The sequence below is a fragment of the Streptomyces profundus genome, assembly GCF_020740535.1.
In the GTDB taxonomy this organism is placed as follows: domain Bacteria; phylum Actinomycetota; class Actinomycetes; order Streptomycetales; family Streptomycetaceae; genus Streptomyces; species Streptomyces profundus.
Genome location: NZ_CP082362.1, coordinates 3,064,082 through 3,078,669, shown reverse-complemented (window position 1 = coordinate 3,078,669; position 14,588 = coordinate 3,064,082). Strand labels below are relative to the sequence as shown.

The 14,588-nt window shown below is 69.4% G+C and carries 11 protein-coding genes; 5 read left to right on the top strand and 6 right to left on the bottom strand.

Features of this window, described 5'->3' with window-relative positions:
* Positions 1-7: 7 nt before the first annotated feature.
* The gene (locus K4G22_RS13490) at positions 8-1,201 is read right to left on the bottom strand and encodes a response regulator transcription factor (protein ID WP_228080470.1); all 1,194 of its coding nucleotides are present in this window, start codon (positions 1,199-1,201) and stop codon (positions 8-10) included.
* Between the two features lie 179 nt (positions 1,202-1,380).
* Positions 1,381-1,647 (bottom strand): hypothetical protein, encoded by a 267-nt coding sequence (locus K4G22_RS13485; RefSeq protein ID WP_228080469.1) that lies wholly within the window; start codon positions 1,645-1,647, stop codon positions 1,381-1,383.
* Between the two features lie 413 nt (positions 1,648-2,060).
* Here K4G22_RS13485 and K4G22_RS13480 point away from each other — a divergent pair, with 413 nt between their 5' ends.
* From K4G22_RS13480 to K4G22_RS13460, 5 genes are all read left to right on the top strand, one after another.
* Positions 2,061-3,110 carry a beta family protein gene (locus tag K4G22_RS13480; RefSeq protein WP_228080468.1) on the top strand — a complete coding sequence of 350 codons (1,050 nt, stop codon included), beginning with the start codon at positions 2,061-2,063 and terminating at the stop codon, positions 3,108-3,110.
* Between the two features lie 423 nt (positions 3,111-3,533).
* Positions 3,534-4,781, top strand: coding sequence for a serine hydrolase domain-containing protein (locus K4G22_RS13475; protein ID WP_228080467.1), 1,248 nt, complete (start codon positions 3,534-3,536; stop codon positions 4,779-4,781).
* Positions 4,782-4,896: 115 nt separating this feature from the next.
* Entirely contained in the window at positions 4,897-5,559 is a 663-nt protein-coding gene (locus tag K4G22_RS13470; RefSeq protein WP_228080466.1) for a response regulator transcription factor, read from the top strand.
* Positions 5,556-6,773 (top strand): sensor histidine kinase, encoded by a 1,218-nt coding sequence (locus tag K4G22_RS13465; protein WP_228080464.1) that lies wholly within the window; start codon positions 5,556-5,558, stop codon positions 6,771-6,773. Before K4G22_RS13470 ends, K4G22_RS13465 begins: the two co-directional genes overlap by 4 nt.
* Positions 6,774-6,885: 112 nt before the next feature.
* The gene (locus K4G22_RS13460; RefSeq protein ID WP_228080463.1) at positions 6,886-7,173 is read left to right on the top strand and encodes a hypothetical protein; all 288 of its coding nucleotides are present in this window, start codon (positions 6,886-6,888) and stop codon (positions 7,171-7,173) included.
* A gap of 424 nt (positions 7,174-7,597) precedes the next feature.
* On the opposite strand, the gene K4G22_RS13455 is transcribed toward K4G22_RS13460, so the two are convergent.
* From K4G22_RS13455 to K4G22_RS13440, 4 genes are all read right to left on the bottom strand, one after another.
* Complete coding sequence (locus K4G22_RS13455; RefSeq protein WP_228080462.1) at positions 7,598-8,119, bottom strand: hypothetical protein; 522 nt, start codon at positions 8,117-8,119, stop codon at positions 7,598-7,600.
* A gap of 11 nt (positions 8,120-8,130) precedes the next feature.
* Positions 8,131-12,567 carry an RHS repeat-associated core domain-containing protein gene (locus K4G22_RS13450; protein WP_228080461.1) on the bottom strand — a complete coding sequence of 1,479 codons (4,437 nt, stop codon included), beginning with the start codon at positions 12,565-12,567 and terminating at the stop codon, positions 8,131-8,133.
* A gap of 725 nt (positions 12,568-13,292) precedes the next feature.
* Positions 13,293-13,592: an Atu4866 domain-containing protein gene (locus K4G22_RS13445; protein WP_228084076.1), complete on the bottom strand. Its 300-nt coding sequence runs from the start codon at positions 13,590-13,592 to the stop codon at positions 13,293-13,295.
* Positions 13,593-13,771: 179 nt separating this feature from the next.
* Entirely contained in the window at positions 13,772-14,275 is a 504-nt protein-coding gene (locus K4G22_RS13440; protein ID WP_228080460.1) for a nuclear transport factor 2 family protein, read from the bottom strand.
* Between the last annotated feature and the right edge of the window lie 313 nt (positions 14,276-14,588).

The window sequence follows — 14,588 nt, the reverse complement described above, 5'->3', positions numbered from 1 at the left end:
CGCGGCACTAGGTCGCTCTCTCGCGCGTGTTGAGGAGGTCGAGGATGCGTCCGGCGTGGCCGTGGCCGGCGGGGGGAGTCCTCGGGTCGGCCGGCGGCGGAGGGCTGACGGGGGGCCGGTAGAAGTACCCGATGCCGCGCGCCGAGGCGATCGCGTCGCTGCCCAGCGGAGTGGCGTCGAGCTTGCGACGCAGCCGCGAGACCATGAACTTGACCCGGTTCGCCCCCCGTCCGCCAGGGTCGTTCCAGGCCGCGGCCAGCAGCTGCCCGAACGGCTGTACCGCGCCCGGAAAGCGCACCAGCTGGTTCAGCAGGCGGAACTCGGTGGGCGTGAGCGCCAGCGGCTCGCCGACGACATGGGCCTCCAGCGTCAGCGAGTTCAACCGCAGCAACCCGTCCTCGTAGACCGCTTGCCGGCTCTCCGTGACCTGGTGCCGACGCAGCACCCGAGCGATCCGTGCCTTGAGTTCGTTGACGTCGAACGGCTTGACGATGTAGTCGTCGGCGCCGGCGGCCAGCCCGATCACCAGGTCCTGACTGTCGCTCCTGGCGGTCAGAAAGATCACGGGAACATCGCTCACGCCGCGCAGGCGACGCAGCACCTCGATCCCGTCGATCCCCGGCAGCATGATGTCGAGCAGCACCAGGTCCGGACGTTGGGTGTACGCCGCGCGGAGCCCCGTCTCGCCGTCCCGCGCGCTGCTGACCAGGTAGGCGTCGCCGCGGGTCAGCACCATCCTGAGGACATCGCGAAGGGCGTCGTCGTCCTCGATCAGGAGTACGCGAGCGGGCCGAAGGGGACGTCCCACGGGGTGCCGCGCGGACGGGGCGGCTGGTGTGGCGGGCACCGGGTCCGGCTGGGGCTCCGGCCCGGTCAGGGGTACCGCCCTGATGTCGCGGGCCGTCACTCCCTGGCCGATCAGGAAATCGATGGCCGCCTTGTGGCAGGGGCCGCACAGCCGGGTCTCGCGGCGGCTCAGCGTGATGGCGAAGCGCGCCGCGCGACCGCAGCGGTGGCCGGCGATGTCCGTGGCGCAGGGGCCCGCCGGGAGCGCGGTGCCGCCCGCGCTCTCGGCCCGGCGGCGCGCCCGGCGGGCGGCCGACCGGCAGGAGGCGGAGCAGTAGCGCCGTGGCCGTCCCACCCTGGCGGCCACGGGCAGCGGCGTCCCGCACTCCTGGCAGCGGTCCGTGACGGTGTCCACGTCCGGTCGTCCTCCTCCCCCTCGCGTCGCTGGCGAACGGACTCGCGTTCCTGGCGCACGGAACGACTTTCGTGCCGGGTGACAGGTGCGAGAAGGTTCGCGTCCCTTGGTACTTCGGGCCGTATGCGGTTTCCTGGGGAGGTGCGGCCCGGCCGCCTTGCGACGGCCAGGCCCGGGGATCACGATCGCCTGTGCTGTCCGGCGTCGACGATCGGATTCCCTACCGCGCGGAGAGCCCTCGCCGCCACGGCGAGGGCCTCGTCCTGTGTCAGGACCGCGACCGCGTCCAGGGCGGCGAACACGACGCCCAGGCCCGTCCCCCACGAGACGCCCTCCCACAGCCGCCACCTCCTGGCCGACCGCGCGGGCCCGAGGGCCGGCCGTTCCCCGTTCTCCTTTCCGTCCTCGCCCTTCTCCCCGCTGGTCGGCTCAATGGGTTGGCACATGTGCGACCTCCGTCCGACAGCGACCGCGACCATCGCGAGCTGTCGCGACAAGCACGCGTCGGCCATGACACGTCGGAAGTCGATCGACCTGCGCCCTCCTCACCCGAGGTGACGGGTCAACTGTGCTTCGTGGCGAGGCCGTACGGCAAGGCGCCGCAATCAACGTAGCTTCGGGCCGGACGATCGCGCGGAACCGGAAGCGGCTCGTCCCTCGTTGACCCCGGCTCCGCCGGCGGTCGACGTCGGCCACGACGGGCGTCTTCTGGAAATCCCCCTGGGCCTGGTGCCTCAGCCATGTCCGAGTCTTTTCAGACAGATGCCTTGATCTCGCCCTGTTCGTCCCGTGTTTCGGTAGGCACTCTCGAACCAATCCCTCCAGCGAGGGCGGGCTTGCGTGGCTCCTTGGGGCAGCGATGGCGTATGTACCGATCCTGAAAGGAAAACGAGGCGAGTTCACGGCGCTCGGGCAGATGGAGCCCGAGGTGCGGGCAGAGGTCCATCCGATCATGGAAGTGGTCCACGACGAACGCCTGCGAGACGTCATGGAGACCTTCCGCAAGAACGCCTGGAACCAGCTCCCGAAAGGGCTGGACATCGCAGTCGACTGTGGCGACCTCTGGCATCACGGTGAGATCGGCGGGGTGTGGACCGGACGGCCGATGAACTGGCTCAGCGAGGCGTTCGGAGCCTGGCTGCTCTCTCTGATCCCCGTCTTCCGTCCGGACGATCCCGTCGGAGCGCTGGCCGAGGTCCGTGACGTCCAGCGCGCCCACGGCCGGGGAGCGGTCCTCCGGGTCGATGTGCTCGACACCCCGCCGCGGTTGTCGGCGACACCGCGCCACCTGCGCGGGGTCTTGCGTACGGTGCGGTTGGCACCCGAACAGGTTGACCTGGTGCTGGATGCCGGCCATGTCGCCGGGGACGCCGCGCTGGCCGGTGCGGTGCCGCCGATGCTGGACGCGCTGCACTGGTCCCGGCAGGCCGCGTGGCGCAACGTGGTGGTCGCGGCAGGGGCTTTCCCCCGGTCCCTGCGGAAGCTGGCGCGAGGGATCCCCCAGCGGGTGCGTCGCTGGGATGCCGCCCTGTGGCGCAAGGTGGCGAATGAGACCGAGGGCAGGCCACCGCACTTCGGCGACTACGGGGTCAGCCACGCGGCCACGCCCCGGCGTGGTCGCGGCAGCATCCCCAACATCCGGTACACGGTTGGCGAGGACTGGCAGGTCTATGTGGCCCGTCAAACCCTCCCGGGAAACGACGACTTCTTCACGATCGCGCGCGCACTCCTCCGGTCGGAGCACTGGCCGGCGCGTGGGGAGGCCACCTCGTGGGGAGACGCCGAGCTGGCGAAGTGCGCGCGCCGAGAGCGGCCGAAGGCGGGCGGCGGCGCGGAGTGGCGCGCCTGGGCCACCTCGCACCACCTGGCGGTCACCGCCGAGGCGCTGCGAACCATGGGCCAGCCGTGACGCGTCGAGCCGGGCCCGAGTCGCCGGACACCACAACGCCCACCGCCGGGGATGACGCCCCCGACCCGTCGGCGAGGGGAGTCGCGACCGCCAGATGTGTCGGACTCCCCAGGAGACCGTGACGACCGTGACGAAGGTGAAGGAGCCCCGCCGCGCGGTCGGGGTCCGTCGGATCGTTCCGGGTGGGGTCTGATCAGGCCGGACGGCCGGCGGCAGCCCGCCGTCAGGGACGGTGGCCGGGCCGGGGCGACGTCCACAACTGGTCACCCTCGATCCACGGCCTGTCCCCCCGACCTCCAACAGCGGCCCGAACCCACACCGGACACGGCCACCGGCGCCACATCACGGGGGCGGGTCACAAGCCCCTGGTCACTAGGGTGAGGGACACAGCCGAACCGCGAACCATGGGAGTTGAGGACCGTCGTGCGTTCCCCCACACGCAAGCGGGTGGCGCTCGTCGCCGCCACGCTGGTCGCCTCGTTCGCCGTCGCCGCCCAAGCCATCGGCGTGCCGGGAGGCGACGACGACGCGTCGCCAGGACCCGCGCCCGACTCGGCGGGGGTGCGGGCGGCACTGACCGAGGCGACCGAGCTGGGCGCGCCAGGCGCCATGGCGCGCTTCGACGGGCCGGACGGCGCGCTGTCCGAGGTCGTCGGCGAACGGGAGCTCGGCTCGGGGCAGCCGATGGACACCGACGCGCGGTTCCGCGTCGGCAGCGTCACCAAGTCCTTCTCCGCCGTGGTGCTGCTCCAACTGGTGGAGGAGGGCGCGGCCGGGCTCGACGACCCGGTGAACGACCATCTGCCGGGTCTGCTGCCCGACGACCGGATCACGTTGCGGCATGTGCTGAGCCACCGCAGCGGGCTGTGGGACTACAGCAACGACATGTTCGCGCAGACCGTGCCCGGGTTCGAGGCGGTGCGGAACGAGGTGTACACGCTCCAGGAGTTGGTCGGGCTGTCGACGGCCGAGCCGCTGACGGTCGAGCCCGGCTCGGCCTACGCGTACTCGAACACCAACTTCGTGGTCGTCGGCCTGCTGGTCGAGCACCTCACCGGCCAGCCGCTCGCCGAGGCGTACCGGGAGCGCGTCATCGACCCGCTCGGCCTTGAGGACACCGCGTACGCGCATCCGGAGAACACCGTCCCCGGGGCGCACATCGACGGGCACCTCACCCCGGACGAGGCCGGGCAGCCGCTGGTGGACTCCACGGAGCAGACCGTGTCGTGGGCCCAGTCGGCCGGCGCGATGATCTCCACCCCCGCCGACCTCAACCGGTTCACCAGCGCGCTCCTCGGCGGGGAGCTGCTGGGCTCCGAGCAGTTGGACGCGATGCTGGAGGTCGCCCCGAGCGACGACACCGGGACCCGTCACTACGGGCTGGGCCTGCGGCGCTACGACCTCTCCTGCGAGGTCTCGGTCTTCGGGCACACCGGCACGGTGCAGGGCTACTACACCTACGCGTTCACGACCGAGGACGGCGCGCGGAGTCTGGCCGCGACGGCGAACACCTCGAACAACGGCGACGTGAACACGGCGCTGGGCGGCACCCTGGAGGCCGCGTTCTGCGGTGCCGAGAGCGCCGGGCGGCGGACGGCTGCCGACGCCGAGGACACGCGCTTCGTCCCGCCGGCCGAGCCGGACCTGCCGGCCGGGCTCCAGCCGAACTGACCGGTCCCGCGGCCTTGGTCCCTCGATCCGGCCGCGCCACGGCCAGCACACGGGGAGGCTCGTCGGCGTCAGACGCTTACGCGTCTGTGACCGACGGCCTGATGTCATGGGCGCCATGAGGGTTCTGGTAGCCGAAGACCACCGCGTGCTGGCGCGCACCATCGCCAAGGGGCTGCGCCGGGTGTCGATGGCGGTCGATCTGGCCGCGTCGGGGGACGAGGCCGAGCGGATGTGTCTCCTGACCGAATACGACGTTCTCGTGCTCGACCGCGACCTGCCCGTGATGACGGGGGACGAGGTCTGCCGAAGGCTGCGGGAGCTGCCGGATCCGCCCCGGGTCCTGCTGCTGACGGCCGCCGGCGAGCTCGCGGAGCGGGTCTACGGGCTCGAAGAGCTCGGCGCCGACGACTACTTGGCGAAGCCCTTCGACTTCGTCGAACTCGTGGCCCGCATCCAGGTCCTGTACCGCCGTACCCCGAAACCCCCGCCCCTGGTGCTGCGGCGGGACGGCATCCGGATGGACGGCGCGCGCCGCGAGGTGCGGGTCGACGGGCGGCCGGTCGATCTGACGCCCAAGGAGTTCGCCGTCCTGCACATGCTGCTGGCGTCCGGCGACGAGCCCGTCTCGCACCGCGACCTCGTGCGCGCCGTCTGGGACGAGCACCGCACGCCCCGAACGGGCGCCGTCCGGGCCACCGTCAGCCGGCTGCGGACGAAGCTGGGCGGCCCCGGCACCATCGCCGCCGACACCGGCCGCGGCTACCGCCTCACCCCGTGAACCGGCGCCGGTGGGCCCGCACCCCCTTCGTCACCCGGCTCGCCCTCGCGTTCGGCGGCCTGTTCCTGCTCTCCGGGACGGCCCTTCTGGCCTTCGTCGTCGTCCTGGCCCGCTACGGGACGGCCGCGCGGATCTCCGGCATCGCCCTGACCACGGACGACGAGCCCCCCAGCGGGCGGATGTATCCGACCGGCTACCAACCCACGGAGGACGGGCCAGCCGCACCGGACGCGCCGGGCGGCCTGTCCGCCCACCACATCGACGCCACCGTCCAGACCGTGCAGGACACCGCGCTGCACCAGATGATCCAGTGGTCGGCCATCGGGCTGGTCCTGATGACCGTCCTCGTCGTCCTCACCGGCCGATGGCTGGCACGCCGCGCGCTCCGCCCGGTGGCCGCGGTCACCGACACCGCGTTGCGGATCAGCGAGACCAGCCTGGACAAACGCCTCGACCTGTCCGGCCCGGACGACGAACTGCACCACCTCGCCGACGCCTTCGACTCCATGCTGGAGCGTCTGCAAGGGGCCTTCGACAGCCAGCGCCGCTTCGTGGCCAACGCCTCCCACGAACTGCGCACCCCCCTCGCCGCCCAACGCGTTAGCATCGAGGTCGGCCTGGCCGGCCCGCTCCCCGAACACCTCGCGGAGACCCGCGAGGACCTCCTCACCACCAACCGCGAGGCCGAACAGCTCATCGCGTCCCTGCTGCTCCTGGCGCGCGGCGAACGCGGGTTGGAGCACCCGGAGCAGGTGGACCTGGCCGACGAGGTCAACGCGGCGGCGCGGGGGCCGCGTCGGGTCGCGGCGGAGCAGGGCCTGGCCCTGCGCACCCGGTTCCGCGATCCGGCGCGGGTGCGGGGCGACCCGGTCCTCATCCGCCACCTCGTCGCCAACCTGCTGGGCAACGCGCTCCGTTACAACCGTCCGGACGGCCACGTCGAGGTGACGCTCGACGGCGGCACCCTCACCGTCACCAACACCGGCGGCCCCATCGACCCCGGCCTCGTCGACGACCTCTTCGAGCCCTTCCGACGCCTCGGACAGGACCGCGTCGGCACCACGGGGCACGGCCTCGGCCTGTCCATCGTCCGGTCCATCGCCCACGCGCACGGGGCCGACCTGCGCGCCGAACCAGGCCCTGACGGAGGGCTCACGGTCGCCGTCCACTTCGCCGCCGGGGCCCACCAGGCGCCGACGGTGACGGCCGGATAAGGAAACGCGGCGCATGTCCCCTCTTCCGCTTACCCGGCTGAACGTGGCCCCGCGATGTGATGGAGCAACGAACAGGGCACAGGGCCGGGTTCGCGACAACAAGGAGCACCTCATGCGCAAGTCACGGGTCGTCGGAATCATCGCGTCGTCGGCCGCCGCCGTCGGCCTGACCGCACTGGCCATCACCTCGGCCAACGCCGCCGCCGACGACGACGGCCCCGCGAACCAGCCCGCCGAGACGGAGTACCAGCCGACCGAGCCCGGCCCGCCCGCGGACCTGGAGCCGGGGGTCTCCGTCCAGCGCACCGAGGACGGAGTCGAGGTCGAGCGCCTGACCCAGGAAGAGGTCGACGGCATCGACGGCTGGCAGCCGGTCGAGCCGGCCCAGCCGGTCGAGTAACCACCGACTCCCACAACGGCGGGGGTGCCCCGGCTCCGCGCACCCGAGCCCACCACCAGGCACCCCCGCCCACCGATCGCCCTCTCCGCTCTGGAACTCCGCGACCCAGGCCCGGAAACCGGCCTCGCCGCGCGGAGTGACTCCGACCGCGGCCTCAAGATCAGCGCCACTCGGGGCACTCACCCTCCATGACTGCCACAGCCACTCGGCCGCCTCTCTGCCAGCCCGGCGGAGGGGCCTTCGAACCCCTGCGTCGCGTCTGCCCGACTCACCACGTTTGTCGCGCACCTCGGCGAACCTCATCACGACCGAGCCCCGACGCCTCCTGGCAACCGGCCATCCCCACCCGCCACCTTGCTCACCCCGCTCGGTGATCACATTGCTCGCGACTCCCCCCATACGAGCGCCCCCTCGACGTGGTGTGTCACCCCATCAAACGGGCCGCAAGTTGTTGTCCGCCCAGGCTGGTGAGAAAATCGCGCAGCACACTCTGGGAGAAGGGATCATCGCTCGGATCATCCGGAGTAAGCAGTGTCGCCTTGATGTACTGGGCGAGCAGGAGCTGTGTTCCCTGAAACTCTGCCGATGGCTTGTTGAGAGGTCGAATTTCGTGCACGTCGACTAGGTTTCTGGCATAGAACGGGTGAGTTGCCAGGCTGAAGAAGACAGCGAAGGGCCCCTCACCACTCGTTGGCTCGATGGCGTATCCGTTATTGTCCCAGAAGGTGTCCATCTGTTCATCGCGGCAAAATGTTAGGATTCCGGGCATCTTTTCATCGCTATCGCCAGGAAATGTCCAATCCGTAGGAGGCGATTCGGGGAGATCTTCGTCGTCGAGAAGAAGGCTGGGCCATCTTGCCCACTGTCTGGAGATGAAATCTCGCATCGCTGCTGAGAAGGTCGATGAATCGCAGATAAAATCGCTCGATACGCCGGTCAGTTCCATGGGGCTCCCTTTCAGTTAAGTGAGTAGTTGGCGGTTGGGCCATGGTAGGAGATGTTCTCCTTCGGGATTCTGAGGTCCTGCGGAGAGAATTCAACATGACTCCCCCTGCTGCCTCTAATGCTGCGCAGCAAATCGCCATCCATGGTGAATTCGATCATGTGCTCGGACTTCTCTCGGGTTAGACCCAGATACTTTTTGAAACCGTTCGGCTTCTTGAGGATCTCCGACAGTGGCCTCTGTGTCACATACACACCCTGCGGATGTCCCCTGACGGGTGAACTCGCGCGGAGAACGATGTGGTCCTTGCCGCCGCCACTCATGATGCGTTGATAGTTGGCGCGGGTGGTGAAGTGCCGTACTACCGTACAGGCCAGTCCGTACGGGTCGGCCCAAACAAGCGGGTTCGGGGTGTAGTTGTAGTGGTGTGGTGCGGGTTCGAGTCCCAGTGGGTCGGGGGAGAGATAACGGCCTGTCTCGGGGTCGTAGTAGCGGAATACGTTGTAGTGCAGCCCGCTTTCCTCATCCCGGTACTGACCGGGGAAACGCAGCGGGCACCTTGTTACGCTTTCCGAGCCGCCGAGTGGCACGCCCCAGAGCGTGCTGTTGTTCCGCCAGACGACATCGCCCTCCTCAGTCACCAGTTCCTGTGGCGTTCCCACGGAATCGGTGACGACAGCGAGCAAGCGTTCCCTGTCGTCGTCCGGACGCCATTCGAGCTGCGCGGTCGGGGATTCCGTTTTCTCGTCCCATTCCCATGCCGTAATCAAGTCGGGTCGATCGGCTCCTGGCCGCCAGGTTGTTTCCTCGACCAGTCGGAAGCGGTCCCAGGTGAAGATGACGTGGTCGCGTTCAGTGTTGTCCGGCGCTCGATGGAGCTTCTCGATCCGCCGTCCGATGGGGTCGTAGCGGTACTCCCACCGGGAGCCGTCCGGAAGTTCGACATGCCGCAGGTGGTCCTCGCCGTCCCAGGCGTAGACAAACTCACGGACTCGCCCGGAGAGGGTGCGCGTTCGCCTGCGCACCAGGCGTCCCGCGTCGTCGTAGGCGTAGTGGGTCCGGCCGGCTCGGACGAGCCTGGTGCCGTGGTGGTGGCGCTCGCCCGCTTGTTCTGTCTCAACCACACCCGCTGAGGATGGCCAACTCGCCGATCGGAGACTGCCGGTGGCGTCGTAGGCGTACTCTTCGATGCCGTGGCGTGATTCGGCCCGGCTGACGCGACCGCCTGGATCGAGAATGAACCGCGTTTCCCCGAGTGCGCTGTCATCGACAACCTCGGGGTAGCCATCGGCGCGGTAGTCGTATTCGCGAACGGACGCGGTCCCGATCCTCTGCCTCGTCAGGCGACCTGCCGGGGACCAGTTCTGTTGCAGGGCTGCCACCGTGTCCAGGTGCCGTCCGGTCTCCCGGCCGTTGACATCGTGCGTGAAGCGCAGCGCCTCTCGGCCGAACCGCAGTGACAGCGGTCTGCCATCGATCCCGTAGGTCCAGACGCTCTCCCACCCCGATGGGGTCATCCGGCGAGCCGGGCGTCCCATGCGGTCGTGGTCGATCCGCAGTTCGCGGCCGTCGCAGATCTCAGCCGTGATGCGACCGTTCGCGTCCCGTTGCAGCACCAGTTCCGAATGGTCGTTGACTGCCCGCAGCAGTCGCCCGTTGGCGTCTCTGTCGTACCTGGTGACCATCCCATCGACGCTCTTGACCGTCACCCGTCCAAGCACATCGCGTTGGTACTCGATGCGTTGAGCCAGTGCGTTGCTACTCAGAACGCGCTCGCCACAGGCGTCATACGCGTACTCCGTGACGCGGCCGTCGTAGTCGCGTTCGGCGACGAGGCGGCCTGCCCTGTCATAGGTGTACGACCACTCATGGCCCTTCGGGTTCAACACGCTGAGAAGGTTCAGCTCGGTGTCCCGTTCGAACGAATACACCGCGCCATCCGGCTCGACGCGGCGGTGCAGCGCTCCGAAGCAGCCGTACTCGTAGCGCGTGACGTTGCCTGCGGCGTCGGTCTGAGTGGTCCTGTTGCCCTCCGCGTCCCACTCGAAGGCTTGGACGCCACCCTCCGGGTCCGTCTCGGTGAGCAGCCGCCCTTCGAGGCTCCAGGTTAGTCGCGTGACCGATCCGTCCGGAACTGTGATCTCGACCGGACGACCGAGATCGTCCCGCCGAACCCGCGTGGCCGCTCCCGCACTGTTCTCGCTGCGCACGGGGAGTCCGGCGGAGTCGCACTCCACCTCGGTTCGTTCACCGGCCGCGTCCACCATCCAGGCGATTCCGCCGTGCTGGTCATAGCCGAACCGGCTTTCCAAGCCCAGGGGGCTCACTGTCTGGACGCGATTTCCTGCGCTGTCGAAATCCTGCCGCCAAGTCGATCCGTCTGGCTCGGTGATCGCAATCGGGAAGCCCGACTCATCGTATTCGCATACATATCGGCTGCTGTCGGGGCGCACCACCGCCGTGAGCCGGTGGGCGACATCGTATTCATAGTGGGTGACGCGCCCCATCGGGTCGGTGACGGAGACGGGCTGGTCGTAGCGGTCGTATTCGAACCGGGTGGTATGGCCCAACGGATCGATCTCGGAGTCGAGTTGGAAGGAATCGTTGAAATTGAAACGCGTCACTCGCCCCAGGGAGTCGGTGAAGACGGTCTGCCGTTCCTCGTCGTCAAAATGAATCTCACTGGTCAGAACACCGTTCATTCCTTCAGTCGCCAGACACCGACCGTCCGGCCCGTAGTGGTACCGGTACCAGTGGCCGTTGCGATCCTGCCATCCGGTGATTCGCTGATCTTCGTCGTAGGTGTAGCTGGCGGGAACACCCGCAGAATCCCGAACCTCTGACAAGGAGCCCTGATCGTCATAGCCGAAGGACCTCAGGACAGGGTGATCCGGGGCGCTCAACAACCGGATCTCGGTGACCTTCTGAGTAGCAGAGAGGGTGAAGCCCAGGCGGAATCCACCGGAGTGCGTGATTTCCCGTGGTGTGCCTTCTTCGGTATGGCGAATCTCGACCCGATTGCCGTTCCCGTCGGCGATCGCGGTCAGAGACAACTCATGCGCCGGACGACCGTTCACGGGCGAGAAGGACAGGACGTGGCCGTGCTCCTGCAGGCGAACGGTCAGCGTGCCCCCTGCGGTGCCATCCCACGAAAGTCCCCAGCGTGGTCCCTCCACAGGGAACACGGGAGCCTCCGCGTCCGACATGGGCACTGGATAGTCCAGCGCCATGCCGTCGGAGGTGAAGAACTGAACACCCGAATCGCTGAGCAATAGCCGTTGGTCCAGGGTTGAGGCCCAGGACGGGCCGAACCATCTGCCGTGCCGGTAGGAGGAGACGTGTTGCCGTTCCAGCGAGAACCGGAGGACGCCCGGCAGTTCGACATCGACCGCGTTCATGACCATTTCACCGGTTGCCATGTCGATCGGGTCGGTGCGGCAGACACGCACGTCCATCGGCCGTGCGTTGCGCCGCATGCTTCGGCCGAGGCCGAGTGCACCCTGTCTGATTCCTCGTAGACCGGTGGAGCCGGCACCGCGCAGCCCTCGGGCCAAACCCCCCAGGGTGGTCAGCCCCTTCATCCCCGGAATGCAGTCCAGTGCCGCAAACGCCACGTCGAGGAGGCCGGCTTTGCCCTGGGCGAATTTGATGAGGGTGTCCGCCAGGACCACCAGGGCCGCCGCGAGGACGACCCACGCCAGCGGGCCGCCGATGATCATGACGACGACGCCGAGGACGGCGACGATGACTTTGCAGATCTCGACGAGGGTGTCCCAGTTGTCGGTGACCCATTTGATGGCCTTCTGCCACCATTTCCGGTTCTGAATGCCGGCGTCGCTGGCTTCGTCAATTCCCTGCGCGCACTGGCGAGCTGCTTCCTCACGCATCTCCTGTGCGTCCTGGGCGAGTTGGCGTGCGGCGGAGAGGCGTTCCTCGGCGTCGTCGACGCGGGCCTGGGCGGCGCCGGCGGCGGCCTGGGCGGCCTGCTGGTCCCGCGCGGCGTTGCGGACGTCCGCCTCGTCCGGTGGTTCGACGTTGTCCCGTTCGCCCTCGCGTTGCAACCGCTCGGCCTCGTCGCCGGCGCGGCCGACCCAGTCGGTCGCGTCGCCTAACGCCGTTTGGGCGTTGGCGAGATCGGCCTGGGCGCTGATCGCGCGATCCAGGGCGCGGTCGGCCATGCCCTGGGCGGTCTGGAGCTGGGGCCAGTAGGACTGGAGCGCCTGCGAGCAGAGGCTGTAGGAGTCCTCCAGTTTGGTGAGGTTGTCGGGAACGCCGTCGAACTCGCTGCGGAAGGTGTCCGCCGACAGCCCCGCCCAGTCCAGGACGGCCCGCTCACCCGCCAGGCCACGGATCTTCCCCAACGCCTCGCCGACATCGTCGGCGAACTCCCGCAGATCGTCCGCCAACTCGCGGACCTCTTCCGGATTCCCCGGCGTCGGGTCCCGGTCCATGTCGACGGGTGACCAGTCAGATGGCCGTGCCACGATCCCCCCAAGGCCGCGTTCAGACGTCCACCGGAACGTTACCGAGCGGGTGCGCGGGATGGCAACGCGTTACCTGCCTCGGTCGGTGGGACCTCGTCGCACGGCAGAGGCCCAGGTCCCTGACCTGGGCCTCAGGCGGGGAAGCGGGCGACCAGAACCGAACTCGCGCTCCGAGCTCGGGAATCAGCGGGCCTCCGGCGCCTCCCTGGCAGCCGACCTGCCGAAACGCCGGTCCCGCCGCCTGAAGACGCGTGCGGCCGAGGCGGGCCACTCCCTCCAGGGGATCTCCCGGGCCCCGTCACCGGTGAGGCGGCCGAACCGACCCTCGCTGAGATGGCGGCCCGAGCCGACCGCCGCGCCGTCCGTGAGGTGGCCACCGACGACATCCTCGCCGCGATCGACGAACGGCGGGCCGGGCGTTGAGCGTCGCGGACCGTTCGACGCTCGTCGCCTCTCACGCACAGTGGCCAGCGGGCCCGCAGCCGCATGGCTCAGGAAACGCGTCTCCACGCCCCGCGTCCCCCGGGCCCCGAGATCACCGCGGCGCTGCTGGGCATGTCACGCGGCGCCGCGGACGTGCGCATCAAGAAGGGCCTTACCAAGCCCAACGGCGGGTCCATAGCCCGTTGCGAGATCCTCTGGGACACCCCGCGTCAGTGCGAGCGGGCCGGTCCCTTCGGTTGCCGCACCCGCTACCCGGCGTCGCTCCGGGGCCTGTCGGCCTGCCGGTGGAAGACGTAGCCGGCGTGGTGCAGCACGTCGCCGTCGAACTCACCGTCGGCGGTGAAACCGGTGTCGTCCCGGTACACGATGCGGTTGCCGCTGATCCGGTAGCTGCCGGTGTAGGCGCTCTCACGTTCGCCGCGCGCCTCGTCGTACCGCCCGTCCGCTGACAGCCGCTGGCGGATGTGCCCGTCGGCGGTGACCCACATGCCGACGTAGGGGTGGGGGTGCGCTTCGCTGTTCGTGGTGCCGTTCGTGGTGCTGTTCATGGTCTCCGCTCCGGATGTGGGGGACTCGGACGAGGGGGCGCGGGCCGCGGGGGTCGTCGGGCCCTCCGCGGACGGCACGCCGTTCTGGCAGCCGGTGCCCGCCGCCAGCGCGAGTACCAGCAGCGCGAGAGCGGTACGGGTCCCCGCACCGCGCCGCCGTCCGACGGCGTGACGGCCGGTCACCCGGGCAGCTCCACGCGCTCGATGAGCTCGGTCAGGGCGACGGTGTCCAGGAACGCGTAACCGGTGGTCACCCGCGCACCGTCGACGGTGAGCACCCAGCAGAAGTCGTTGTGGTACGGCTGTCCGTCCAGGGCGGTGGCGTCGGCCTGGAAGCGCACGATCACGGTGTCGCCGTCCAGCCAGAGGTCGACCACCGTCATGTGCAGATTCGTGCGCAACCGGTCCTGTACCGGCGCCACCCCCTGCGCCAGGAACGCCTCCCTGCTGCGGTAGGTGCTGCCGTTCACGATCGTCCAGACCACGTCGTCGTCCAGGACGTCGAAGAAGTCGCCGCCCGCGTTCTGTTGGGCGAAGGCGTCGAGCACGACCTTCCGGTTGCGGCGTTCCCGAGCGGTGTGCCGCGTCGTCGGGCCCGCCGCGTGCGCGGTGGCCGGGGCGGCGAGGACCAGCCCGCCGGCCGAGGCGGCGGCCAGCAGACCGCGCCTGGAGCTCTGGTTCATGGATGTCCTCCGAGAGATGCGCGTACGGACCGAGAAGTGCCCGGGAGGCGCCCTCACCGGGTGGGCGACGGCGTTTCCCGTACCCACGAGCCTCGCCGCGGGTGGCAGGACGTACCAGGCCGCGCCGTACCCCGGTGCACCGCACCCACGCACCGCTGGCCACCGCCCGACGGCGGGTGCCGCGTACCCCGGACCCCCTCGAACGGATCCCGGCGGGCGCGACTCCGGCCCGAGGACGTCGGCCTGCCGGTCTCCGGCCATGGTCACCACGGACCCCACCTCGGCGTCCTGGCCGACGGCGTCGTCCGCGTGC